Annotated in this window: 23 protein-coding genes and 2 pseudogenes; 18 read left to right on the top strand and 7 right to left on the bottom strand. The window is 59.6% G+C overall.

Annotated features, from left to right (window positions below; genetic code table 11):
• Positions 1 to 394: 394 nt before the first annotated feature.
• Positions 395 to 694, bottom strand: coding sequence for a hypothetical protein (locus CK224_RS30945; RefSeq protein ID WP_141245873.1), 300 nt, complete (start codon positions 692 to 694; stop codon positions 395 to 397).
• Between CK224_RS30945 and CK224_RS25485 the strand changes: the two genes are divergently transcribed.
• Both CK224_RS25485 and rpoN read left to right on the top strand, forming a co-directional pair.
• Positions 684 to 1,229 (top strand): peroxiredoxin, encoded by a 546-nt coding sequence (locus CK224_RS25485; RefSeq protein WP_095783674.1) that lies wholly within the window; start codon positions 684 to 686, stop codon positions 1,227 to 1,229. The two genes, CK224_RS30945 and CK224_RS25485, sit on opposite strands and share 11 nt — an antisense overlap.
• A gap of 73 nt (positions 1,230 to 1,302) precedes the next feature.
• Entirely contained in the window at positions 1,303 to 2,757 is a 1,455-nt protein-coding gene (gene rpoN, locus CK224_RS25480) for an RNA polymerase factor sigma-54 (protein ID WP_095783673.1), read from the top strand.
• Here the strand turns inward: rpoN and CK224_RS25475 are convergent.
• The 4 genes from CK224_RS25475 to CK224_RS25460 form a co-directional block, all read right to left on the bottom strand.
• Positions 2,754 to 3,407 (bottom strand): nitrogen fixation protein NifQ, encoded by a 654-nt coding sequence (locus CK224_RS25475; RefSeq protein ID WP_095783672.1) that lies wholly within the window; start codon positions 3,405 to 3,407, stop codon positions 2,754 to 2,756. The two genes, rpoN and CK224_RS25475, sit on opposite strands and share 4 nt — an antisense overlap.
• A complete protein-coding gene (gene fdxB, locus CK224_RS25470) occupies positions 3,404 to 3,715 on the bottom strand; it encodes a ferredoxin III, nif-specific (RefSeq protein ID WP_095783671.1) in 312 nt (103 codons plus the stop codon). The genes CK224_RS25475 and fdxB overlap by 4 nt, the downstream gene beginning before the upstream one ends.
• Positions 3,712 to 3,915, bottom strand: coding sequence for a CCE_0567 family metalloprotein (locus CK224_RS25465; RefSeq protein WP_095783670.1), 204 nt, complete (start codon positions 3,913 to 3,915; stop codon positions 3,712 to 3,714). Before CK224_RS25465 ends, fdxB begins: the two co-directional genes overlap by 4 nt.
• A gap of 535 nt (positions 3,916 to 4,450) precedes the next feature.
• Complete coding sequence (locus tag CK224_RS25460) at positions 4,451 to 6,346, bottom strand: ABC transporter ATP-binding protein (RefSeq protein WP_245426227.1); 1,896 nt, start codon at positions 6,344 to 6,346, stop codon at positions 4,451 to 4,453.
• A gap of 695 nt (positions 6,347 to 7,041) precedes the next feature.
• Between CK224_RS25460 and nifS the strand changes: the two are divergent.
• The 12 genes and pseudogenes from nifS to CK224_RS25405 all read left to right on the top strand — a co-directional run.
• Positions 7,042 to 8,184: pseudogene (gene nifS, locus CK224_RS25455) on the top strand (cysteine desulfurase NifS); the annotation flags it as partial.
• 60 nt (positions 8,185 to 8,244) lie between these two features.
• Positions 8,245 to 8,628, top strand: a complete 384-nt coding sequence (nifW, locus tag CK224_RS32055; RefSeq protein WP_280952280.1) for a nitrogenase stabilizing/protective protein NifW — start codon at positions 8,245 to 8,247, stop codon at positions 8,626 to 8,628.
• Between the two features lie 183 nt (positions 8,629 to 8,811).
• On the top strand, positions 8,812 to 9,663 hold the full coding sequence (locus tag CK224_RS25450; RefSeq protein ID WP_095783667.1) for an electron transfer flavoprotein subunit beta/FixA family protein: 852 nt from the start codon (positions 8,812 to 8,814) through the stop codon (positions 9,661 to 9,663).
• 19 nt (positions 9,664 to 9,682) lie between these two features.
• The gene (locus tag CK224_RS25445) at positions 9,683 to 10,789 is read left to right on the top strand and encodes an electron transfer flavoprotein subunit alpha/FixB family protein (RefSeq protein WP_095783666.1); all 1,107 of its coding nucleotides are present in this window, start codon (positions 9,683 to 9,685) and stop codon (positions 10,787 to 10,789) included.
• A gap of 11 nt (positions 10,790 to 10,800) precedes the next feature.
• Entirely contained in the window at positions 10,801 to 12,108 is a 1,308-nt protein-coding gene (locus CK224_RS25440; RefSeq protein WP_095783665.1) for an FAD-dependent oxidoreductase, read from the top strand.
• A 12-nt stretch (positions 12,109 to 12,120) separates the two neighbouring features.
• On the top strand, positions 12,121 to 12,420 hold the full coding sequence (locus CK224_RS25435; protein ID WP_067318654.1) for a ferredoxin family protein: 300 nt from the start codon (positions 12,121 to 12,123) through the stop codon (positions 12,418 to 12,420).
• Positions 12,421 to 12,563: 143 nt separating this feature from the next.
• On the top strand, positions 12,564 to 14,324 hold the full coding sequence (gene nifA / locus CK224_RS25430; RefSeq protein WP_095783664.1) for a nif-specific transcriptional activator NifA: 1,761 nt from the start codon (positions 12,564 to 12,566) through the stop codon (positions 14,322 to 14,324).
• 256 nt (positions 14,325 to 14,580) lie between these two features.
• Positions 14,581 to 16,062, top strand: coding sequence for a nitrogenase cofactor biosynthesis protein NifB (nifB, locus tag CK224_RS25425; protein ID WP_095783663.1), 1,482 nt, complete (start codon positions 14,581 to 14,583; stop codon positions 16,060 to 16,062).
• Between the two features lie 32 nt (positions 16,063 to 16,094).
• Positions 16,095 to 16,289: a 4Fe-4S binding protein gene (locus CK224_RS25420; protein ID WP_095783662.1), complete on the top strand. Its 195-nt coding sequence runs from the start codon at positions 16,095 to 16,097 to the stop codon at positions 16,287 to 16,289.
• A 90-nt stretch (positions 16,290 to 16,379) separates the two neighbouring features.
• Entirely contained in the window at positions 16,380 to 16,706 is a 327-nt protein-coding gene (locus tag CK224_RS25415) for a nitrogen fixation protein NifZ (protein ID WP_095783661.1), read from the top strand.
• Positions 16,703 to 16,915 (top strand): putative nitrogen fixation protein NifT, encoded by a 213-nt coding sequence (nifT, locus tag CK224_RS25410; RefSeq protein WP_095783660.1) that lies wholly within the window; start codon positions 16,703 to 16,705, stop codon positions 16,913 to 16,915. The genes CK224_RS25415 and nifT overlap by 4 nt, the downstream gene beginning before the upstream one ends.
• A gap of 40 nt (positions 16,916 to 16,955) precedes the next feature.
• Positions 16,956 to 17,867 (top strand): SIR2 family protein, encoded by a 912-nt coding sequence (locus tag CK224_RS25405; RefSeq protein WP_095783659.1) that lies wholly within the window; start codon positions 16,956 to 16,958, stop codon positions 17,865 to 17,867.
• A gap of 788 nt (positions 17,868 to 18,655) precedes the next feature.
• Here CK224_RS25405 and CK224_RS25395 read toward each other — a convergent pair.
• Both CK224_RS25395 and CK224_RS25390 read right to left on the bottom strand, forming a co-directional pair.
• A pseudogene (locus tag CK224_RS25395) lies at positions 18,656 to 18,798 on the bottom strand (acyltransferase); the annotation flags it as partial.
• A 158-nt stretch (positions 18,799 to 18,956) separates the two neighbouring features.
• Positions 18,957 to 19,250 carry a transposase gene (locus CK224_RS25390; RefSeq protein ID WP_095783658.1) on the bottom strand — a complete coding sequence of 98 codons (294 nt, stop codon included), beginning with the start codon at positions 19,248 to 19,250 and terminating at the stop codon, positions 18,957 to 18,959.
• A gap of 552 nt (positions 19,251 to 19,802) precedes the next feature.
• Between CK224_RS25390 and CK224_RS25385 the strand changes: the two genes are divergently transcribed.
• The 4 genes from CK224_RS25385 (at position 19,803) to CK224_RS25365 (ending at position 24,552) form a co-directional block, all read left to right on the top strand.
• Positions 19,803 to 20,147: a hypothetical protein gene (locus CK224_RS25385; protein WP_095783657.1), complete on the top strand. Its 345-nt coding sequence runs from the start codon at positions 19,803 to 19,805 to the stop codon at positions 20,145 to 20,147.
• Between the two features lies 1 nt (position 20,148).
• Positions 20,149 to 20,715 carry a DNA-binding protein gene (locus CK224_RS25380; RefSeq protein ID WP_095783656.1) on the top strand — a complete coding sequence of 189 codons (567 nt, stop codon included), beginning with the start codon at positions 20,149 to 20,151 and terminating at the stop codon, positions 20,713 to 20,715.
• Positions 20,716 to 21,665: 950 nt separating this feature from the next.
• Entirely contained in the window at positions 21,666 to 23,099 is a 1,434-nt protein-coding gene (locus CK224_RS25375; RefSeq protein WP_095783655.1) for a dicarboxylate/amino acid:cation symporter, read from the top strand.
• A 421-nt stretch (positions 23,100 to 23,520) separates the two neighbouring features.
• Entirely contained in the window at positions 23,521 to 24,552 is a 1,032-nt protein-coding gene (locus tag CK224_RS25365; protein ID WP_095783654.1) for a LacI family DNA-binding transcriptional regulator, read from the top strand.
• Positions 24,553 to 24,563: the final 11 nt, after the last annotated feature.

Raw genomic sequence — 24,563 nt, 5'->3', positions numbered from 1 at the left:
TTTGTACCCACTGCCGATTTCGAAGCTGTCTGGAGGGCGTCGATAGGGCGAAGCGCGTAAGGCCCGTCTCAATCCTCGGGAACGAAGGCCACAGGGACTCTCGTCAGGTTAGCCCCGATCGACTCCTGTCCCTCCTCCCGACTATGAGCCCAGATTCTCGCTCCGAATTCGAGCCACCTATGCTCTGTGCGATCCGGCGACCCTCCGGTCCGAGTTCCGACATTTTTGTCCAGCTTCGGACAAAGAGGTTCGCGGCTTGGAACGCAAAAAGGCGATGCCCTTCTACCCAGAGCTCACGATCAGGTGATTATGGGCGCGCTCGGTCTCGGCGAAGGCAGGATACTGGCCGCTCAAGACAAAGAGTGTCGCTGCAAAAAACAGTGTGAACCCCAGCCTAAAAATCAAATGGCATGGCGCTTGCGTCGTACTCGGCAGAACCCATCACAAGGTGGCCAGGAGTAAGCCCATTGCTGACATCGCGACGCCCCGTACAAGCGCGTAGTGAAACCGTTCTCGTTGCCGCCGCAAATCGAGATCTCGTTTCTTCAAACGCGCTCGCGAGCGGTTTTCCCATGGCTGATCCAATGCCGTGGCGGCGCTCGGCGGAATTCCCGGCCGAGGTCGATGCCGCGTCAGTCTCAAGCCAAAAAGCAGCGCACCAGTTTTCCTCCAGGAGCACATTGATGACCGTCAAGAAAAAAGTTCCCTTCGTCACCTTTCACACGCGTGTTCGCGATGATTCCATCGAGGGGCCAAACCCGTACCGCTGGGAAGACAAGACATCCGACGATTGTTTCAGCGGCAAGCGCGTCGTCCTGTTCTCGCTGCCCGGTGCCTTCACGCCTACCTGCTCGACCTTCCAGTTGCCCGATTTCGAAACGCTCTACGAGGAGTTCGAGAAGGAGGGAATTGACGCGATCTACTGCGTTTCCGTCAACGATGCCTTCGTCATGAATGCCTGGGGCAAAGGCCTGGGGCTGCAGAAGGTCCAACTCATCCCAGACGGCTCGGGCGAGTTCACCCGCAAGATGGGCATGCTGGTTGCAAAGGACAATCTCGGCTTCGGCATGCGCTCCTGGCGCTACGCTGCCGTGATCAACAATGGCGTGGTGGAGCAGTGGTTTGAGGAGGACGGTTTCTGCGACAACTGCGAGACCGACCCCTATGGCGTATCGTCGCCGCAGAACGTCCTTGAAGCGCTGAAAGCCAAAGCCGCGACGGCTGCATGAGCTAGAGGAGTCAACGTCTCCCACATCCCCTTGCATAAGCCCAGGGTCGCTCGGAGAGGAGTTTCACGTAACCATGGAGTCCTCAGCAAGCCTGCTTCAGCGTCAGAAGCAATCGTTGGTTTTGACGCCGCAAATGATGGAATCCATTCGCCTGTTGCAACTGGCCCATCCCGAACTGCATCAGTTCGTCGAGAAGGAAATCGAGAAGAACCCCTTTCTGGAACGGGTACCAAACCGGGCGCCGAAGGATATTCCCTCGATTTCGGCCGGGAACCTGCGCATCGGGCCGACCACGGGCGGTATGTCGGATCGGGCCTCGCAGTGGAAATCAATCCGCGGCAAAAACAATGTCGCACCGGGGGGAAACCATGCTTTCGAAGATTACGGCACGTCCATCGAAACATTGCACGACCATGTCGCTCGTCAGATCGCTCTCAGCGCATTCGCGCCGCTGGAACGGCGAATAGCTGGCGAGCTTGCCGGTCATCTGGAAGACACCGGATACCTTGCGGTGAACCTTTCGGAACTGGCCCGCAGCCTGAATGTCCGGGAGGCTGACGTGGAGCGGGTTCTCGGAACCTTGCAGCAGTTCGATCCACCGGGTATTTTTGCGCGAACTCTCAGTGAATGCCTTGAGATACAGTTGCGGCAGCTAGACAGGTTCGACCCGGCGATGGCAGCGCTGGTCGCCAATCTTGAAGCGCTAGCGCGACGCGATTTTCAAACATTGAAGCGCCATTGCGGTGTCGATGAAGACGACCTTCTCGACATGTTGCACGAAATCCGCGCGCTCGATCCCAAGCCTGGAAACCAATTCCAATCCGGAGGGCCTGAATCGATCATACCCGACGTCTTGGTCCAGCCCTCTCCCGGAGGTGGGTGGCAAATCGAACTCAATCCAGACACGCTGCCCAGGCTGCTGATGAACCAAAACTATTTTGCCGAAGTCTCCCGCCTTAGCGCCCAAAATTCCAAAGATCAGTCATTTCTCAACGAATGCCTCCAAAACGCGAACTGGCTAATCCGCAGCCTTGATCAGCGCGCCAAGACGATCCTCAAGGTAACGGCTGAAATCATCCGCCAGCAGGACGCCTTTTTTGAACATGGGGTCGCCCACCTGCGGCCTCTCAATCTCAGGACTGTCGCCGATGCGATCAACGTGCACCAATCGACGGTAAGCCGGGTGACGTCGAACAAGTACATGCTGACCCCGCGCGGCGTGTTCGAACTGAAGTATTTTTTCACCGTCGCGATCGGCTCCTGCGAAAGCGGCGACGCGTACTCCGCCGAAGCTGTCCGCCATCAAATCAAGGCGATGGTTGCCGTGGAATCGCCCGACGAGGTGCTTTCCGACGACGACATCGCCACCCGGCTCAAGGACACCGGGGTCGACATTGCTCGCCGCACCGTTGCGAAATATCGTGAGGCGCTGAACATCCCGTCCTCCGCGCGACGTCGCCGCGAAAAGCGCGTGCGGCTTCGATGCCAATCAAGCCCAGGCGGTGGCGGCGGCGAACGCGGCTCTTAATCCAAAGCGAACCCGTTCTTGATCCGTGCCAAGTGGCTTTCGCCTTCCTCCGGGCCAAAACAGCTTTCGAAATCGCGGCATTCCTGACAACTGGGTGCGGTGCATAGCGAAAAGCCTTCAGCCTCGCAGAGCTTACGATAGAAATACTTCTTCCATTTCATGTTTTTGGTGTTGCCGGCCGCCAGCGCCGGGAAATGCCTGGCGATCAAGCGGCTGAGTTCGGCCCGATTGAAAAGGCCAAGGTCCTGCCACAGATGGTCATTGCGCAAACTACGCCTGGCGATGATCTTGGCGAAGAGGGTGCTCGCCGGATCGCCCGGCCTGGCATGCCCAATGAGCAGGCCGCGCAGAAGCTCTTCCTCCATATCCGGCTCAGGATCGGCCAGCTTTTCCAGCGCGAAGGCGTTGACGGGCACAGCCGGGAAATAGCGTGTCATGATATCTCGCAGGTCGGCACGCGAAAGGCCGGTTGCTTCGGTCGCGGTCGCCTTGCCGGCCTCGACCTCCTCGAACGCGAGGTAGGCAACACAGGCAAGCGCATGCCGGTCGAACGCCGCCCCTAGGCCTGTCGGCGGCCATTGGCTGGTGCTGATACAACCACGGTGATCGGCGACTGTGGCGCCGTTCTCCTGGTCGTCTCCCCAGCTCATGCAGCAAGCTTGTCGGCCGCAAGGTGGGTCTGGCAGTTCTTCGGGCAGACGCGGCCGCAGGCGCCGCAGCCAATGCAGCGGCCGGCATGGTCGACAACCATGACCATGCGGTTGAGCTCGCCGTCGAAGTCGTCATCCTCGCCGGCGCAAATGCCGAGGATTTCGCCTGCGTCATCGACGCCATGAAGGTGCATGACCTCGCGCGAGCAGACCTTGAAGCAGCGGCCGCAGCCGATGCAGGTCGCGCCATCGATCGCGGTAAGATAGTGCGGCGTCCAGGGAGAGCCGTCGCGTGTGACGCCCGTCATTGTGAATTCTCCAACGCCTCGAGTTGTTCCTTTGCCGCATCCAACTCGGCAAAAATCTCAAAGGCTTTCCGAGCGACCGCCTTGATCTCGGTCCAGTTGACCGCCAGGTCCTCGGCAAGGTCGTGCAAGTCCATCATGGCGTCTCCGGCGCGCGCCTGCAGCTTGCGGAGCTTCTTCTGCAACATCTCAAGCTCTGACATGATCCCTTCCTCGCAAGCCGGTTTTTCTTACGCCCGCGCCATCTCGGGAGGCGCTTCGATGGCCGCGACCGCATCGCCGGCGTGCCGGCCTCGGCGACTTTCCAGAATGTCTCGAGTTCGGCATAAGAGCGGTGGGGCGCAGCCGACATTCAAGATCTTGTGCCCGATGTCGACGCGGGCGGTGAGCGATCGCCGGGAGGGCGTCGATCTTGGCGTCTCTATGCCATAGAAGGCGTATCTGGCGCGGACGCGGCGCGTTGCTTTCCTTGGCTCCATTGATCGCATCAACCAGAAGCTAAATGATCGCGCGGCTGCCGTCTTAGGAGGAAGTCTCAACCTCCGCGACGGGAACGCAGGACGAAGCTCATAAAAAATTGTCTGCATCCCATTCATCGGTTTACTCGAGAGCGCGGAAGGAGAAAGGTCGGCCCCAGGCCTGTCTTGGATTCCAAAGATCCGACGAGAGCTGGCGGCCGCCTTTTCAGGAACAGCCCGACAGGATTGCTGGCGAAGGCAAGCTGAAGTCACGCCGCCTTCAACCACGTTGCACGTTGGTCTCATCCCAACCCTTTGTCAGCTCCAAGGCCTGCCGCTCGAACAGGCGGCGGTAGATGCCGTCGCGACGGATCAGTGCGGCATGGTCGCCCTGCTCGGTGATGCAACCACGGTCAAAGACAAGCAGCCGGTCGAGTGCTCGCACCGTCGAGAGCCGGTGCGCAATGACGAGCGTGGTGCGCCCGACCATGAGCCGCTCCATCGCCTTCTGGATCAGCACCTCCGATTCCGAGTCGAGGCTCGATGTCGCCTCGTCCAGAATCAGGATTGGGGCATCGGCGAGGAAGGCGCGCGCTATCGCCACACGCTGGCGCTCGCCGCCTGAAAGCTTCACGCCGCGTTCGCCGACCAGCGTACCGTAGCCGTTCGGCAGGCGGGCAATGAAGTCATGCGCGCTGGCGAGCCGTGCCGCCTGCTCGATGTCGGACCGAGAAGCACCCGGCCGCCCATAGGCTATGTTCTCGGCCAGCGAGCGGTGGAACAGGAGGGGCTCCTGCTGCACGATCGCGATCTGCGAGCGCAGCGAGGCCTGCGTCACCCGCGAGATGTCCTGCCCGTCGATCAAGATTCGTCCTGCATCCAGGTCGTAAAGCCGCTGGATGAGCTTGACGAAGGTGGTCTTGCCGGAGCCAGAGGGGCCGACCAGACCCACCCGTGCGCCGGCCTCAATCGAAATCGACAAGTCGCTGTAGAATGGCGACCAATGATTGCCGTAGTGGAAATGGACGCTCTCAAAATCGATGTGGCCCTTCGTGATCCGGATCGGCTTGGCGCCCGCAACATCGGCCACGTCGGGCGGCTGGCTGCAGGTTTTGACCAGTTCCTCCATCTCGTTTACGGAGCGCTGGATGTTGCGCACGTGCATGGAAACCTCACGCAAGTAGCCATACAGGACGGTGAAAGACGCGAGCACAAAGGCGATGTCGCCTGGGGTAGCCTGGCCGCGCGACCACAAAAGTAAGGCATAGCCGATCAAAGCCGCTCTCATCGCAAGAAGCATGATTCCCTGGAAAGCAGCACTGATTACCCCGCGCACCCAGGTCCGGCGGGTGCGGTGCAGCCACTTGGAGATGACTTTCGCGAGGCGATGATCTTCCCGCACCTCGGCGCCGAAGCCTTTGACCACCGCGTTACAGCTGATCGCGTCGGCAAGCGAGCCGCCAAGCCTCGTATCCCAGTTGTTGGCAAGGCCTGCCGCTGGCGCCACATAGCCGAGCGACAGGATAATGATCAGCGCCACATAGCCAACCGAGCCGCAGGCGATGATCAGCCCCATCGTCGGCCAATACCAGCCGAGCAGAACGCTCGACCCTATGAGCATGATGAGCGAGGGGAACAACGCGAAAAGGATCGTGTCGTCGAGGGCGCAGAGCGCCCACATGCCGCGCGTGATCTTGCGCACCGTCGAGCCGGCGAAGGTTTTCGCATGCCAATCGGCCGAAAAGCGCTGGACGCGATGGAACGCGTCGCTGGCGATGTCGGACATCATCTTCAGAATGAAGTCATTGACGGCAATGAAGGCGATGTTGCGCATGACGACGGCGCCGAGTGCGAGCGCAATCAACATTGAAAAGGCCGCGAGTGCCGCATCCCACACGACCGCGTCGGCTGCCGTTCCTTGGGCGACCGCGTCTACGAGCCGTCCGGAATAGAGCGGCGTCAGAACGTCAAGGAGCGTTGCGCCAAGTACCGCGATCATAATGATCGCGAGCCGGACCGGCTGCCTGCTCCAGTGGCGTATGGTGAAGGCGAAAACGTCGCGAAAGGCGGCGCCGCGCAGATCGATGTGAAAACCACGCCTGGCTTTGAACGAGCGCACCAGGACGCCCGGTCTCAAGAAACCTGAAATGGAAGGTCTGCGTGAGGACGAAAACATCGCTCGGAACGCGGGTGGCCGATCTGGACCTGACATGTTGCTTTCTTTCCTTCGTTCCATCGATCGCGATGTCACCAGCGAGATGAATATTCGGCCGCGGGCACGCGCTGCCTTACGAGGAGAGAACCGCAATAGGCGTGCCAAAGGCTCAGAAAGAAGCCCAGAAGAACTTTCTGCATATTCTTCAATGACAACGAGAGCTCAGCAGGCAACTGGGCGGACAGCGCCGCGTCGCGCACTCGACAAACCCGACAGGACGCATCGGTGACGCTGGCATCCTTGGCGGCCGGCCGACGGATTGCTCCTCACGCAAAGCGGAATTCACACCCAATTCAACGGCGTTCACCGTCGAACATGCCCGCCGATGTCGGACAGGCGACATAGCAGTGTTGGAGCCATCTTATTGTTTCGAAATGATCTCCTTGTTTGGCACGGTCCATGCGTAGCTGTTCGAGAACGCCTCCCGGCCTGAAGGAGAAACGGTCCACGCCCCAGCGCACCGAAACCCGCCGTGGCCTAAAGACCGCGCCTTCCCAGGCCGGCGCAGGGCTGGCGCATTAAGTCGAGGCGAGCGGCCGCGCCGGCCCCAAGAAGCGCGGGCCGAATATGGCCGCGGCAACTCCTTCGGCTAGCCATCATCATGACAGACCGGGCGTGCGCTTTGCGTGATTGCCCTCAGGAGAAGGATCACATCCATGAGGCCTGTTTATCTGGACAACAACGCAACGACACGGGTCGATCCTGAAGTCGTTCAAGCAATGCTGCCGTTTTTTACCGAGCAATTCGGCAACCCTTCGTCGAGCCACGATTTTGGCGCTTCCGCCGGGGCGGCGGTGAGAAAGGCGCGCCTGCAGGTGCAAACGCTGATCGGCGCGGAGTTCGACGACGAGATCACCTTCACCTCGGGCGGGACAGAAAGCGACAACGCCGCGATCCTTTCGGCGCTCGAGTTGACGCCTGAGCGCACCGAGATCGTCACTTCCGCAGTCGAGCATTCGGCCGTGCTGACGCTTTGTGCCCACCTTGAGAAGACGCGCGGCATCAAGGTGCATAGGATCCCGGTGGATCGCCACGGCCGGCTCGACCTCGACACCTATAGGGCCGCCCTCACCCCGCGCGTGGCGATCGTCTCGATCATGTGGGCGAACAACGAGACCGGAACGATCTTCCCGGTGGTCGAGCTTGCTGAGTTAGCCAAGGACGTCGGCGCCCTTTTCCATACCGACGCGGTGCAAGCGGTGGGCAAGCTTGCGATCGACTTGAAATCGACCGCAATCGATATGCTGTCTCTCTCCGGTCACAAATTACACGGACCGAAAGGGGTCGGCGCACTTTATGTAAAGCGCGGCGTGCACTTCTGTCCGCTGATCAAGGGGGGAAGCCAGGAGGGCAATCGCCGCGCGGGCACGCAGAACACGCCAGGCATCGTCGCCCTCGGCGTGGCAGCCGATCTTGCCTTGAAATTCATGGACGACGCGAACACACGGGTAAAGGCATTGCGAGACCGCCTCGAGAAAGAACTTCTCCAGCGCATCCCAGACGCCTTCGTGGCCGGCGATTTACGAGCGCGGTTGCCGAACACTGCAAATATCGCCTTTGGACATATCGAAGGTGACGGCATACTGCATTTCCTCAATCGCGAGGGCGTCGCCTGCTCCTCCGGCTCTGCATGCGCCTCCGGCTCGCTGGAGCCGAGCCATGTCTTGGTGGCGATGAATACCCCCGGTAACGCGGCACACGGCGCAATCCGTTTCTCCTTTTCGCGCAACAACGGCGAGGAGGACGTCGACCGGGTGCTCGAGGTCATGCCCGGGATCGTTAAGAAGCTGCGAGACCTTTCCCCGTCTCCGCCAGCGACGGCGCAACCCCGACCGCCGTTTCCGGCCAAGGAAAACGCAATGCGCAGCTGTTTTGCTGAAAGCCTTGCCATCGATGTCACCGACATCCTCGCCCGGCTGATGAGGCTGTCGGCTGCGGAGGAGTTCTTCGCAGTCCTTGGCATCTCTTATGATCCGAAGGTGCTCAACGTCTCGCGGCTCCATATCATGAAGCGCATGGGCCAGTACCTCGCTGAAGAGGATTTCGCCGGTCTTCCCGACGGGGTGATCGCCGCGCGGGCGCGTGCGACGTTGGAACGCGCTTATGAGGATTTCGCGACATCCTCGCCACTCACGCAACGGGTCTTCAAGGTGCTCAAAGATCACGATCCGGACAAACCAGCCACTCAGGACCGCGCCTTTGTCCCGTTCGATTCGATCCTGAGGCGGTTCGGGACAGAATGAGCGCGACAAAGTTGCGACGCGACAATGACGAAAGCCGACAAAACCGGACATCACGACGGCACCTTCGGAAGAAAACAACCCGATCTCAAAGAGAACAGAGCAGCGTAGAACGGTTGGCACGAATGATGCTGCTTAGGAGATGAACGCCAGGGCGGCTTGCGGACTAGAGCCGAGAGGGAAGCAATGCACATTGTAGTCTGTATCAAGCAGGTGCCGGATTCCGCGCAGATACGTGTCCACCCAGTGACGAACACGATCATGCGCCAGGGCGTGCCAACCATCATCAACCCTTACGACCTGTTCGCCCTCGAAGAGGCACTCAGATTGCGCGGCGCCCATGGCGGCGAGGTCACCGTGCTTACCATGGGTCCGCCGATGGCAGAAGATGCGCTGCGCAAGGCGCTCACCTATGGCGCCGACCGCGCGGTACTCTTGACCGACCGCTGCTTTGCCGGCTCTGACACGCTGGCGACGTCCTTTGCGCTTTCTCGGGCAATCGTGAGAATTGGCGAGACCTTCGGCGCGCCGGACATCGTCTTCGCCGGCAAGCAGACGATTGATGGCGATACCGCCCAAGTCGGGCCCGGCATCGCCAAGCGCCTCGGTCTCCTGCAGTTCACCTATGTGGCGAAGATCGCCTCTATCGATCTCGACGCGCGCGAGATCACCGTCAAGCGCCGTTCGGAAGGCGGTATGCAGATGCTGAAAAGCAGGCTGCCTTGCCTCATCACAATGCTGGAAGGCACCAACGAAATCCGCAGGGGCTCGCTCGACGACGCCCTGCGCGCCGCACGCAGCCAAATCGTGAAGTGGAGCGCGGCCGAAGCTGGCATTGAGGACCTCACCAAATGCGGCCTGCGCGGCTCGCCGACGGTCGTCAAGCGCGTTTTCGCCCCTACCACCCGGGCGGAAAAGGCGACGCAGATCGACATGACCGACAAGACGCAGCATGGCGTCGCTGACGAACTGATCGCCGCAATCTTCACCCGCCAGCCAGCGCTGGAACACGAACTCGCCTTCGACGGCGGCCAGTGACGGGATGGCAAGGAGAGAGATGTTGAAGGCGAAACGCGAAGCCCCTCCTTCCGCAGGCCGTGGCGGCATCAAGAAGGAATTGCCTGAGCACTTTAAGGACTATCGGCACGTCTGGGTTTTCATCGAACTGGAACGCGGCGAGGTCCATCCCGTCTCCTTCGAACTGCTCGGCGAAGGCCGCAAGCTCGCCGACAAGCTTGGCATCCAGCTTGCGGGGATCGTGCTCGGACCGCCGGGTGATGCCACCCAGCATGCCGTTGCCGAGGCATTCGCTTACGGCGCCGACCTTGTCTACCTCGTCGAGGCACCGCTGCTTGCTGACTATCGCAACGAGCCTTTCACCAAGGCAATGACGGATCTGGTCAATGCCCACAAACCGGAGATCCTGCTTCTCGGTGCGACCACGCTCGGCAGGGACCTCGCCGGCTCAGTAGCGACGACCTTGCTGACAGGGCTCACAGCCGACTGTACCGAACTCGATGTGGATGTCGACGGGTCGCTCGCCGCGACCCGTCCGACTTTCGGCGGTTCCTTGCTATGCACGATCTATACGCTCAACTACCGGCCGCAGATGGCCACCGTACGACCGAGGGTCATGGCCATGCCACCGCGGACTGATAAGCCGGTTGGGCACGTCATCCGGCACAAGCTGTCGATGACGGAGGAAGAGATCATCACCAAAGTCCTTGGCTTCAACCTCGATCGCCAATCGGCAAAGGCAAATCTCGCCTACGCCGACATCGTGGTTGCCGGAGGCCTCGGCCTCGGCTCAGCGGAGAATTTGCAGCTTGTGACGAATTTAGCGCGCGCAATCGGCGCCGAATATGGCTGTTCGCGCCCGCTGGTCCAGAAGGGCTGGATGCCGGCCGATCGGCAGATTGGCCAAACGGGCAAGACCATCCGGCCAAAGCTTTACATAGCGGCCGGGATTTCGGGCGCCATTCAGCATCGGGTTGGCGTGGAGGGGGCTGATTTGATCGTAGCCATCAACACCGACCCGAATGCCCCGATCTTCGACTTTGCCCACCTCGGCATCGTCACCGATGCGATCCGTTTCCTGCCGGCATTGACGGAAGCTTTCACCCGGCGGCTGTCGCCGCACAGCCACGACAAGCTTGCGAGCTAAGGAAGACGGCCATGATCGAGGAAGAATTCGACGCCATCGTCGTCGGCGCCGGTATGTCCGGAAACGCGGCCGCCTACACTATGGCAAGACAGGGCCTGACGGTGCTGCAGTTGGAGCGCGGCGAGTATCCGGGCTCCAAGAATGTCCAGGGCGCCATCATGTACGCCGACATGTTGGAGCAAATCATCCCGGATTTCCGGAATGATGCGCCTCTCGAGCGGCATCTGGTCGAGCAGCGATTCTGGTTGATGGACGACACCTCCCACACCGGGATGCAGTATCGATCGGATGATTTCAACGAGGCGAAGCCCAATCGCTACACCATCATCCGCGCCCAGTTCGACAAGTGGTTTTCGCGCAAGGTGCGCGAGGCCGGCGCGACGGTTCTGTGCGAGACGACAGTGACCGACCTCGTCCGCAATGCCAAAGGTAAGGTGATCGGCGTGCGCACCGACCGGGCTGGCGGGCCGATCTACGCGGACGTCGTCGTGCTCGCAGAAGGCGTCAACGGACTGCTCGGTACACGGGCCGGCCTGCGCAAGATGCTGAAGCCACAAAGCGTGGCGCTCGCTGTCAAGGAGATGCATTTCCTACCCGATGAGGTCATTGAGCAGCGGTTCGGCCTCCAAGGGGACGAAGGCTGCGTGATCGAAGCGGCGGGCACGATCTCCCGCAGCATGGCTGGACTTGCGTTCCTCTACACCAACAAGGAGTCGATCTCTCTGGGTATCGGCTGCCTCGTCTCCGATTTCGCCAAGACAATGGAGAGCCCATATGTCCTCCTCGATGCCTTTAAAAACCATCCTTCGATCCGGCCGCTGATCGCGGGCTCGGAAGTCAAGGAGTATTCCGCGCATCTCATTCCCGAAGGTGGCTACAAGGCAATTCCGCAGCTCTTCGGCGACGGTTGGGTCGCGGTCGGCGATGCCGCCCAACTGAACAACGCTATTCACCGCGAGGGTTCGAACCTTGCCATGACTTCCGGTCGCATCGCGGGCGAGGCGATCATTGAGATCAAGGGCCGCAACCAGCCGATGATCAGGAGGAACCTAGCCCTCTACAAGACCATGCTGGACAAGTCTTTCGTAGTCAAAGACCTGAGGAAATATAAGGACATGCCGGCCCTGATACACACCAACTCCCGCAATTTCTTCATGACTTACCCGCAGTTGATGTCGCAGGCCGCGCAGAACTTCATGCGCGTCGACGGCACTCCGAAAATCGAGAAGGAAAAGGCGACCACTGCTGCCTTCATCAAGGCGCGTTCGCGCTGGGGGCTGATCAGCGATGTGGTCCGCCTGGCACTCGCATGGCGCTGAAGGAGAAACAGCATGACGATCGCTGTGACTAAGTTACGCGTCGAGGAGAAGCTTTATCAGAATCGCTATCTAGTCGATCCGGGCCGCCCGCATATCAAAGTGCAGCCGCACGAGAGGCCGAGCGCGAACCTGCTCGCGCTGACACACATCTGCCCGGCCAAGTGCTATGAGTTGAACGACAAGGGCCAGGTGGAGACCACTTCCGACGGCTGCATGGAATGCGGCACGTGTCGCGTGCTGTGCGAGGCCAGCGGTGAGATCGTGTGGAATTACCCGCGCGGCGGGTTCGGCGTTCTCTTCAAGTTCGGATGACTGGCGCACAGTGCGAGAAACGAAAGGTTCGCAATTGCGGTCAAGACCGTCAATATTGTTCGCAATTACCTGCTATGTTTCTAGAACTCAAAATACAAAAAAGGGCTCGGGAGGGACACCTTAGACAACCTTGAGGTGTTCGCATGGCTCACATGCCTCCAGATCAGGTCGGTGAAATTGCATCACGAAACACTCCGCCTGAACCTGCGGTCGAAGCGGTGCGCGATGCGGACAGCTTGCTCAGGGGAATCTACGAGATATCGAAGGTTCTGACTGCCCCGGCCCGGCTGGAGATTACGCTTGCCAATGTCGCGAATGTCCTCTCCTCGTTTATGCATATGCGTCATGGTGCAATCGTAGTCCTGGGCGCTGAAGGACACCCGCAGATTAGCGCAACTAGCGGCGGCACTGTACCTCAATCAGGCGCCGGCAGCGTCGTACCCCAGGCCGTAATAGACAAAATCGTCGCTACTGGAGGGCCGATCGTCATACAAGACACAAGCTCGTCTGACCTATTCCAGGCTGATCCTCAATCGAGCAGCGATACGATCGCAACTGCCTTTATCGGTGTCCCGCTAAAGGCTGAGGAAAAGATCTTCGGGACACTGTCGATCGACCGCGTCAAGAACGGTCCTACCAGGTTCCGCTGCGAGGAGGACCTACGCTTCCTGGCCATGGTCGCCAATCTGGTCGCTCGGACCATCCGCCTCCATCGCACTTTGAGCACAGCTCGTCAGTCACTTATCGAAAAGCAACCGAGACCAGAGCAGTCGCTCGACGAGGACGGGACCCATCCGGCCCGGCATCCCCATGTCAAGATCGACGGAATCGTCGGAGAAAGTCCCGCGCTCAAGCAGGTGCTCGAGATCGTCTCGGTCGTGGCCAGGACCAATTCCACCGTGCTTCTGCGAGGCGAAAGCGGTACCGGAAAGGAGTTCTTTGCACAGGCCATCCATAAGCTTTCGCATAGGAGGGAGAAATCCTTCGTCAAATTGAACTGCGCCGCACTGCCCGAAAGCGTTTTGGAATCGGAGCTCTTTGGCCACGAGAAGGGCGCCTTCACCGGGGCTATCCTGCAGCGCGCCGGCCGGTTCGAATTGGCTAATGGCGGAACCCTGCTGCTTGATGAAATCGGCGAGATTTCGCCTGCCTTTCAAGCCAAGCTGTTGCGCGTCTTGCAGGAAGGAGAACTGGAGCGAGTGGGCGGCACCAGGACCCTAAAGGTTGACGTGCGGCTCATATGCGCCACCAACAAGGACCTCGAGACGGCTGTCCGGAATGGAGAGTTCAGAGCCGACCTTTATTACCGCATCAATGTGGTGCCAATAGTCCTGCCTCCCCTCAGAGAACGCCCGGACGATATTCCACGCCTTGCGAAATCTCTCCTCGACCGATTCAACAAGGAGAACCGTCGCGACCTTGTCTTCACGCCGTCGGCGCTTGATCTGATCTCGCAATGCTATTTCCCTGGCAACGTGCGTGAGTTGGAGAATTGTGTGCGACGGACGGCCACACTTGCGCGTTCAACGACAATAACTCCGGCGGATTTCGCTTGCCAGAACAGCCAGTGCCTTTCTTCGCTTCTGTGGAAAGGAGACGGCCGTTCGCAAGGCGGCTATGCCGTCGACGAGTTCGCACGTGGCAATATGATGCCGGTTGGATCGCCGCTGCCTGCCATGCGTAGCGGCGCTTCCCACAATGATGCATCGCCCGGCAAGACCTGCGACCCCAACCATCCCGCTTGCCCTGCAATGAACCCGCGTCTGACGGAACGCGACCGACTAATCGATGCGATGGAGAAAGCCGGCTGGGTTCAGGCCAAGGCGGCTCGTTTCCTCGGTCTCACGCCGCGGCAGGTCGGCTATGCTTTGCGCCGGCATCGTATCGGCGTGAAGAAGTTCTAAAACGTCATTGATGACACCACATTGGGGGCACGGCTGCTCCCCGCAATAGGTGAAACTGAGACAAACACGGGTACGTTTCGCGACCACGTTTTGTCCGTCGTCGGGGGCCCGACATAACCGTGTCGCAGCAAAACGGACACAGTGGGGCACAAAGGCCGACGTAAAAGCCAACATTGACGGACAAAAACCGCTTTTGGAGTTGGCATATCTCTTGCGCTTTGACGTGCGAAGTTCACACCACGCACGGAGCCCTTGAATGTCCGCACCGATGATTTCGCTGGAGGGCCTTTCCGGCACGACAGCCTTCGATCAGTTGCCGGCGAGAGCAAGGTCCGCTGGCTGCGCATCTTCATCCTGCGGCTCCTCCGCAAAGCCGCACGAGATCGACACAGCTGTCTGGGAGAAGATCAAAGATCATCCTTGCTTTTCAGAGGAAGCGCACCACTATTTCGCGCGCATGCATGTGGCGGTGGCCCCGGCCTGCAATATCCAGTGCAACTACTGCAATCGCAAATATGACTGCGCCAACGAAAGCCGGCCCGGGGTCGTCTCGGAGAGGCTGACGCCCGACCAGGCGCTACGCAAGGTGATCGAGGTCGCCAACGAAGTGCCGCAGCTTTCCGTACTTGGCATCGCCGGACCGGGCGATGCCTGTTACGACTGGAAGAACACGAAGGCGACAATTGAACTGGTCGCCAAGGAAATCCCCGACATCAAGCTGTGCATCTCCACCAACGGACTCGCGCTTCCAGACCACGTGGCCGAGCTTGCCGAAATGAATGTCGATCACGTGACGATCACCATCAACATGGTCGACCCGCAGATCGGTGCCAAGATCTACCCATGGATCTTTTATGATCACCGCCGTTATACCGGCCTCGAGGCAGCCACGATCCTGCACGAACGACAGATGTCGGGGCTGGAGATGCTGACGGCGCGCGGCATCCTCACCAAGATCAATTCGGTCATGATCCCCGGCGTTAACGACGAGCACCTGATCGAGGTGAATAAGTGGGTCAACGAGCGCGGCGCATTCCTGCACAATGTCATGCCGCTGATTTCCGACCCGGCACACGGTACGCACTACGGCCTGAGCGGGCAGTGCGGCCCCACGGCAATGGAGCTGAAGACCCTTCAGGATCGTCTCGAAGGCGGCGCCAAGCTCATGCGCCACTGCCGGCAGTGCCGGGCCGATGCTGTCGGCCTGCTCGGCGAGGATCGTGGCCAGGAATTCACGCTCGACCGGCTTCCCGACAAGGTCACCTACGACGCCAGCAAGCGCGAGGCCTATCGCACGGTGGTCGCGCGCGAGCGGGGCGATCGCACGGCGGCCAAGAGCGAGGCGCTCGGGATGGTCAAGACCGCGGGCTCCGGCAAGTCGCTTCTGGTCGCGGTAGCGACCAAGGGTGGCGGCCGCATCAACGAGCATTTCGGCCATGCGAAGGAATTCCAGGTTTACGAGGCCTCGCCGAAAGGCATCAGCTTCGTCGGTCATCGTAAGGTCGAGCAGTATTGCCTCGGCGGCCGCGCCGAGGACACGAGCCTCGACGGCGTCATTTCTACGCTCGAAGGCGTAGACATCGTGCTGTGCGCGAGAATTGGAAATTGCCCCGAGGATCGACTCAAGGAAGGCGGTATCCGAGCAACGGATGCTTACGGGTATGACTACATCGAGACCGCCATCGGCGCGCTTTACGCCGCCGAGTTTGGGGGTGAACTACTGGCTGCGACGGCCTGAGCCGTCTCGTTCCAGCCGAACCGGAGTTGAAAATGGCCTATAAGATCATCGCTTCCCAATGTACCCAGTGTGGCGCCTGCGAGTTCGAATGCCCTTCCGGCGCGATCAAGTTCAAGAGCGAGAGCTACGTGATCGATCCAAAAAAGTGCACCGAATGCGAGGGGGCCTTCGAAACGCAGCAATGCGCCTCGGTGTGTCCGGTGTCGAAGACTTGCGTTCCCGCCTGACCTCCATTTCGGCAACCGACAGGGTCGAGGCGCACTCCGAAGGACCATCACCTCCTGTTGGAAAGCTGCAGCCGAGAGAAAGGAACGGCCATGAGCCTCGGACGCGAACAGGACATCGAAATCCGTACACCCCCACGATTCATGCCGGGTGAGCGGGTCCGCGCCACACGCCACATAAAAAATGACGGCACCTATCCAGGCAAGGAGATCGGTGAAAACCTGGTGCGCAAAGGCGACGAGGGCTATGTGCGCGACATCGGCACCTTTCTCCAGCAATTCTACATCTATGCGGTCGAATGGGTCGATCGCGGCACCATTGTCGGCATGCGTGCGCGTGAACTCATGAGCCTTGAGACGGCCGTGATGCCTTGCACTGCCGAAATCGGTGCTGGGTTTGACGAAGGAACGACCGGATGAGGGTAATGATCCGCAGGACCGGTGCTGGCTTGTCGGCATATATTCCCAAAAAGGATCTCGAAGAGCCGATCATCAAGGTCGACAACGAACACTTGTGGGGTGGGGCTGTGACGCTGAAGAACGGCTGGCGGTTAGTCTTGCCCGACCTTCCGTGGGATACGGCTTTGCCGATTACCGTGGAGGCAAGAAAGATTTCCGACGAGGACTGACCGTCGGGTTGACACAAGAGAGCGGCAAAGGGATACGAGCATGAACACAATGACCTCGGGCCACCTCGTGGTCGTTCGGGACAGTTTTGCCGAAAGGCAGCTTGACCTTTTGAAGAAAGCGCTCGCGGCCGACGAGGTCATCCCCTATCTCGGCCCAGGTCTGCTTGAGATCCGCTCCGCGGGACCGCCCGTACCGCATACCGCCGAAGCCGTTGCCGCAGCGCTCAACAAGCGCACGCCAGCCCCTTCGAAGATTCGCACCAACATGTGGTCGGTGGCGCAGTATATCGAACAGCGCCGGCACCGCCGGACCCTTCAAGTTTGGATGGCCGAAATATTCGCGGGCCCGGTGGTGCCGACCATCTTGCATGCCTGGCTTGCAACGCTGCCGCTCTCCGTGATCATTGACAGCTGGTACGACGGTGCTATGCGCGCGGCTCTAATACAGGCCCGCCGAATGGACGTCGTCGAAATACAGGGCGTGACACGGGCGCACGAGATCGGTGACATTTGGACGAAAGCCTACGATTTGTCCGGGATATTACTCGAATCCGCACCAGCGGCGAAGACGGTTCTCTACGCCCCTCACGGCGGTGCCAGGCCGGCCGCAAACTTCCTCGTCGCAGATTCCGACTACGTTGAAGTGCTGAGCGAAATCGACATCCAAACGCCGATCCCTGACCTGGTGAAGGAACGGCGAACCAGCCGTGGTCTTTTCTTCCTCGGCTGCCGCTTCAACGATCAGATGCTGCGCACCTATGCCCGACAGATTATGAAGCGCTCCCATGGCCCACATTTTGCGGCAATCGATACAGCAACGCTGACCAGGAACGAGCGGCGCTTCCTTGCAGAAAGGGCAATCACGGTCATTGACATGCCTACGGGTCAAGCGGCGGCTCGTCTGGTCGGACTGGGCAAGACATTGCATGAATGCAAAAGTGCAATCGCTTGATCCATTCCCAGACGGAGAGCACGGCGATCAAAGCCGTCAGCTACACCACCTAGGGGGACACGATCCCGCCTGCGGCTGCGAGCAGCATACATCCACGCCCGCCATTACCGCATGTACCGCCTTGCGATAAGGTCTGCCCGAGGCATGGCGGGCCCCGGTTGGCGTTCGTACCGATGGCAGGTTCCTAAGCTGCGGCAGCAGTTCTAACTGGCGGCTTGAGTCAACTGCGCTCACGCACAGCCTCCAGGTGCGGCCGGTAATGCAGCCTCCCCATTTGGGCAAGGTTCCGACTGATCCTCTGCGCATCGCCGGCCGCAAAAGGGTCCGGTTTGCACCGTTAGCGCAGGCCAATATTGTGGCCGCCTAGGCATGTATGGCGTCCCTCTCGTCTGTTTGGCATGACTGAACAAGCTTGCACCCGCTCGGCCACGCAGTCCAACCAGGATGCGCGCATCATCATCAAGCCGCATGAACGCGGAGAAAATCCTCATACATCGCTCGCAACCCGGCACCAAGGGACGTTTTGGCTTTCCAGCCAAGGTTACGCATGCGCGTTACGTCCAGTAACTTGCGCGGAGTACCGTCTGGCTTCGTCGTGTCGAATACCAAATTGCCCTCCCAGCCGACCGCCGCCTTGACGAGTTCCGCCACCTCGCCTTGGCCGCTGTGTTGATGGATGCGAGCAGGAACGCAGCACTGCTTCCGCAATTGCCCCCGCTCCTTTGCGAGAACTTCACGCCTGGTCTGCCGGCGTCGTTCAGTTGAGCAGGTCTGCTAGCATGGTTTCACCGGACCTCCGGCCCCGCACCGGGGCAACTTCGAGAGCCTCCGAACGGTTTTGCGTTGAAGACCCCGGTCGGCTCGCAGGTGTTCTCAAGAACTCAGAGAGTTCGAGGTGTTCGGCAAGCTGCAACTCATGTTCCCAGCACAACCTCCACCCATGTCAGAGCGTATGCGAAGACTTCCTCTTTTTCGGATTCGTTTGTGCACCTCACGCGATAGAGCAGCAGCGATGCATGTCAGTTAGCCGGTCTATGAATGACAGGCTCGGATTGGTAAAATCGATTGTTTAGATCGCGAGCATCCACCCTATGGATAAGTGACAGACTGCTCGTCGAAGTAGGCAAACGGCCCACGAAGCGGGCGCTCGGCAAAGGTCTTCAGGCTCTCATCCAGCCGCTTGTTGATGGCCACGCTTGATGAGGCCCAGGACGCATGGCCGCACAGCTCAGCCATGATCGCCTTGACTTTCCTGGTCGACACCCCTGCACATACATCTCCGCTAGGGTGGCCACCAAGGCGCTTCGAACACTCGGTGGAGAAACGGGCGGCGTGATCCTGGGGAACCCGCAGCTCAAGCACTGGGGACGGGGGTGCGGCCATATATCACTGAGAGATAGCCCGGCCGCTCCTGTGTGCGTTCTCCATCAGATGCCCCGGCGCTCGCCATTGGCGGTCCAGGAGGCGTTGTTGACCGGCATCAGTCGGCGGGCCTTGCCTCAGCTCGCGGCGAGAGGATCGGGATAGCTTCGCGCCTTTCGGGAAGCGGCGGGATGCGGAGCGTCAATACATTCGCTGGAAGGCGCCCTTTGCCAATGCTTCTTTTGCCATCGCATTCTCTGGTTCAACGATCCATGTGGGAGTTGGGGAAGCGCGACCACCGCTTACACCGAGTAGTGTTCTGCCGGGCCGCTCGGACGAGGTGAAAACTCACGCTGCGAGCTTGGCCCGGGAGCGCCTACCGACCTGGTGCTCCCGCGTAGACCAGCCATCGGATCGGTTGGAGCCGTGACGTTCCCCCTTTTGGAGAGCTTCAGCAAAGCAACCTCCGGGCGGCCAACAACCGCCTTTTATTTCGGGGTATTTGAAAAATTCACCTTGCCTGCTATGTTGTCTAAAATCGAATTTTGTTGAACGCACCTGTGAGGAACCCCGATGACGAAGACTGCTGTACGTATCCGTCGCGGCCGAGGGTCCGTGGGCAAGCGGACGAGAACCCTTCCCAAACTGGCTGAGAAATTGCAGGTCCGCCGCTTGGCCAGGATTAAGGCCGTCCTGCAGAGGGCGGAAGAATCCGGCCTGCGCGCTGAGAAGGACGCCAGGATTGCGGGGCGGGTGAGTGCTGATCTAATCAAGAAGGCCAAAGCTCGAACCGGATTAACGTCTGATACCGAACTCGTCGAATTTGCGTTGGCTAATGTGGCTCTGGAAGACAACTTCGCCGAGACCTTCAGGAAAACACGGGGAACTGTGGATCCGACGCTGAAGCTCGGATTCTGAATTGGCCGATTTCGACTTTGGTGCGGCCGTAACATGGTCGCGATTTGATCCCCAAAAAACCTTAAGCCGCCGCCCCGACATGGAGCTGCCTATCATCGGCAACCTCGCCGGGGCGGGGCAAGAACTGCTGCTGGACACCTGCGTCTACATCGACGGTTTGCAAGGCCGGGCGCCTGAAGCAGTCGCCGACCTCCTCGATGTCAGGCAAGTCAACCATTCCACCGTAGCGATCCAAGAGCTGATGCACACCGTCGGTGTCCTTGACCCGAAACATTCGGGCACGGGCAAGGCTATCAAGCAGATCGGGACCATGATCAAGGATATGCCTCCCCATCGGGTTTTTGCGCCAGATCCCGATGTCTTGGGCCGAGCCGCCCTTCTGTCTGGAATGCTGTGTCGCCTCCAAGGCTACAAGCATGATTCAAGGCTTCGGGCACTTCAGGACTGTGTGTTGTTCCTGCATGCGCAGAAATTGGGGTTTACCGTTCTAACGGGTAACATCAGCGACTTCGACTATCTACTGCAGCTAATTCCGACGGGTCGGGCTTTGATGTATCGGCCAATCTGAATATAGCTCCCCTCAGCGGTTCTAATTATAATCTGGCGATTTTTGCTACCTCTTATGACTCTGGTCAAGTTAATGCATGATGTGTTTTCAGCCCCATATCCTTGCCATAGGTTTGTTGCCGTTGATGGGGGACAGCACGGGGACGGGAGGGCCTCGAGACGACGGTTGATTCAGCTCTTTCCGCGGGTCGTTACCGCATTTTCCGCAATTCGTCTTGGGCTTTCCTCGTCTAATCTCGGCCCAGTCGTGGCGATGCTCCAGCCACGTAACGCTGTCATCTCCCGCAGAGAACGGCCGTCCAGGCTCTCCCTTAAAACCAAAGAATGATCTTCGCGGACCCTGTCGTCTGTTTCCAAAAAGGGTTCGACCCCGGACAAGCGGCCCAAATCCACGGCGGCAAGGCCAGTTTTCCGACGGAGATGTCGATCTTGGCTGTCGCTTGGAAGGAATGGAGTGCGCTAGTAGCGGCGGAAGGACGGTCAACTGCGTACTCACTGCGAACACCTGAGGGCTGCTCATCTCGAGCATAGCGAGGAAGCGCTCGCTCGGAGTTTCGCCCGCCTCTACGCCGGAGCATTCCCACCGTGGCGAACCACCGTCTAAGGACGACCTGTTGTCCGCCTGGCAGAAGCATGTGCACGCCTCAGGTTCGGAACTTTGTTCCCTCAAAGTCAGAACTTTGCGTCGCTGGAATTAACCAGGCTGGAATCGCAGGAGATCAATGCAAGCGGGCTCGTTCGGAACTTTGGGTCTCCGCCAGCGATCAATGCAGAAAACCACACAAATCTAGCTCTTCAATTGTAGCAAATACCTGAGACCCGGCGATTTCTTGGCTTGGCACGGCTGTTGCGACCAGCATTGAAGCAGCGTTCGACCGGAGCGCCGCGATGGGAGAAGCGCGGGAAGGGAGAAAGAGCCCGCCCCAAACCGGTCAGGGAGAGAAAACTTACATGTTGACCCCACTGGCCCCCAACGAAAACCGCGCATCCCGCAAGACCCTTTGTGCCAAGCCTTACGTGCAGGTGCTTGTCGCAATCATCCTCGGAGTTGCAGTTGGGCATTTTTATCCGCAAATCGGAGAACACCTGAAGCCGCTCGGCGATGCCTTCATCAAGCTCGTCAAGATGATCATCGCGCCCGTTATTTTTCTGACCGTGGCCACCGGAATTGCCGGCATGAGCGATCTTCAGAAGGTCGGCCGTGTTGCCGGCAAGGCGATGGTCTATTTCGTCACCTTCTCGACGCTCGCGCTTCTCGTCGGCCTCATCGTCGGCAATGTCATTCAGCCTGGCGCCGGCCTCAACATCAATCTGACCTCGCTCGATGTCCAGGCCGTCAATGGCTATGCCGCGAAGGCCCATGAGCAGTCCGTGGCCGGCTTCCTGATGAATATGATCCCGACCACGATTGTCGGCGCCTTCGTGGAAGGCGACATTTTCCAGGTGTTGTTCTTCTCCGTCCTCTTCGGCATCGCGCTGGCGATGGTCGGAGAATCGGGCAGATCGGTTGTTTCCTTCCTTCAGGACCTCACTGCACCCGTTTTCAAATTGGTCAGCATCCTCATGAAAGCCGCGCCGTTCGGCGCTTTCGGAGCAATGGCCTTCACAATTGGCAAATATGGCATCGCTTCGGTGGCCAACCTTGCGATGCTGGTCGGGACCTTCTATCTCACGGCCTTTCTCTTCGTGTTCGGGGTTCTCGGTGCAGTCTGCCGTTACAACGGGTTCTCGATCTTTTCTCTTATCCGCTACATCAAGGAAGAGCTGCTGCTGGTTTTCGGAACGTCCTCCTCCGAGGCCGCGCTGCCCTCTCTCATGGAGAAAATGGAAAAGGCCGGGGCCAAGCGCTCGGTCGTGGGCCTGGTCATCCCGACCGGATATTCCTTCAATCTGGATGGCACCAATATCTATATGACCCTGGCGGCCCTTTTCATTGCGCAGGCGACGAATACGGATTTGTCAGTTAGCGATCAGGTCCTCCTGTTGCTCGTCGCGATGCTTTCCTCGAAGGGGGCAGCAGGTGTCACAGGTGCCGGCTTCATCACGTTGGCCGCTACGCTGTCCGTAGTGCCGTCTGTTCCCGTTGCTGGAATGGCGCTGATCCTTGGCGTCGACCGCTTCATGTCGGAATGCAGGGCACTCACCAATTTGATCGGTAACGCGGTGGCATCGCTCGTCGTCGCCCGCTGGGAAGGCGAATTGGATCAGGCGCAATTGCAAGCTGCCTTCTGCGGCCACCAGCCTGCCGAGACATCAACCGGCCAGCCACTGACAGCGCCCGCGCCGTGCAAGGCGGCAGCATCGCTACCGGTTGAATCGCCTGGCTGGTCGCAAACGCCCGACAATCGAGCCGCGGGGTCCAAACGGCCTCGCGCCGGCCGATGAAATCAAGAATCCCGAAATGCAGTGAGTGCAAAATCTGTGCGCCTTGCGAAGGTCCCGCACTGGTCACGACACACAAGCCATCGACGATGCGCTTGATGCTTACGAAGATTGCGACGGTTCGTGGAACCGGGCGCGGAGCTCGATCGGGGGCCCCGCGGTCAGCTCTCGTCGAGGCACGGCTGAACAATTCGCCCACGCTCTACGCAACGAAAGCGACCTTGGCATAGAGGGATCAATGATCTATGGGCATCGATGATGTCGAAGACGGTCGGAAGGCGCGTCGTTCACGTTTGGCTTCTGCCTCGCACCACGCCACGACAAGAGTTCCGGTAGCGAACAGGATCAATGCAGGAATGACAGATTTTACTGAATCTTACCTTTACCGGGTTTCTTCCTAATGTCCTTTTAATCAGACGGGACCATGGCGAAGCGACCCACAATTGCTGATATCGCCCGGGAAGCCGGGCTCAGTGTTGCCACCGTTGATCGAGTTCTGAATGCCCGTCATCCGGTGCGGGAGGAGACTGCGCAGCGGGTCTTAGCGGCGGCACAGGCCATCGGATATCACGCCGCAGGTCTTATCAAGCAGCGCCTGCAGCGGGACCTGCCGCAATATCGGCTTGGCTTCATCCTGAGAAAACCGACTCACCACTTTTACCAGCGCCTCGCGCGTGAGGTTGAAGCGGCGGTCAACGCGGCGAAGTGCTTCCATGGCACTTCGCTCATCGAATTCGCGCCGTCGCACATGCCGTGCGACCTTGTTCCACTGCTCAAGGAATTCGGCGCGCGCTGCCACGCGATCGCCATGGTGGCGCCGGACCATCCGGCGATCACGGCAGCCGTCCAAGAACTCAAGGCAAAAGGCATCCCCGTTTTCTCGCTGCTTTCCGATTTCGCCGAAGGAGTTCGTGAGGGCTACATCGGCCTCGACAACCGCAAGGTCGGGCGGACGACAGCGTGGATGCTTTCAAAGGTTGCAAGACGGCCGGGCAAGGTGGCGATTTTTGTCGGCAGCCACCGTTTTCAGGGGCAGGAGCTGCGGGAGGTCGGCTTTCGCTCCTATTTTCGCGAGAATGCACCGACATTCGAGCTGCTCGATCCGCTCGTGAACCTCGAGGCACGGCAGATCACCTACGAGGCCACGCTGGATCTCATGCAACGGGAACCCGAACTCACTGGCTTCTATGTGGCCGGCGGAGGTATGGAGGGAGCGATCTCCGCGCTCCGTGACGAAGGCGAAAGCCGCGATCTCGTCGCGATCGTCAACGAGATCACGCCGGAGTCGCGGGCAGCACTCGCAGATGGCATAATCACGATGTCGGTCGCCACGCCCCAGCGCCTGCTTTGCCAGGAACTAATGACGCTGATGGCCCAGGCCATCAAGGTCGGCACTTCGGAGACGCTTGGGCAGACTTTTCTGCCGTTTGAGATCTATCTGCCGGAAAACATCTGAAACACTGATAA

It is taken from the genome of Mesorhizobium sp. WSM3862 (assembly GCF_002294985.1).
Classification (GTDB): Bacteria; Pseudomonadota; Alphaproteobacteria; order Rhizobiales; family Rhizobiaceae; genus Mesorhizobium.
This window is presented reverse-complemented; position numbering and strand designations above follow the sequence as displayed.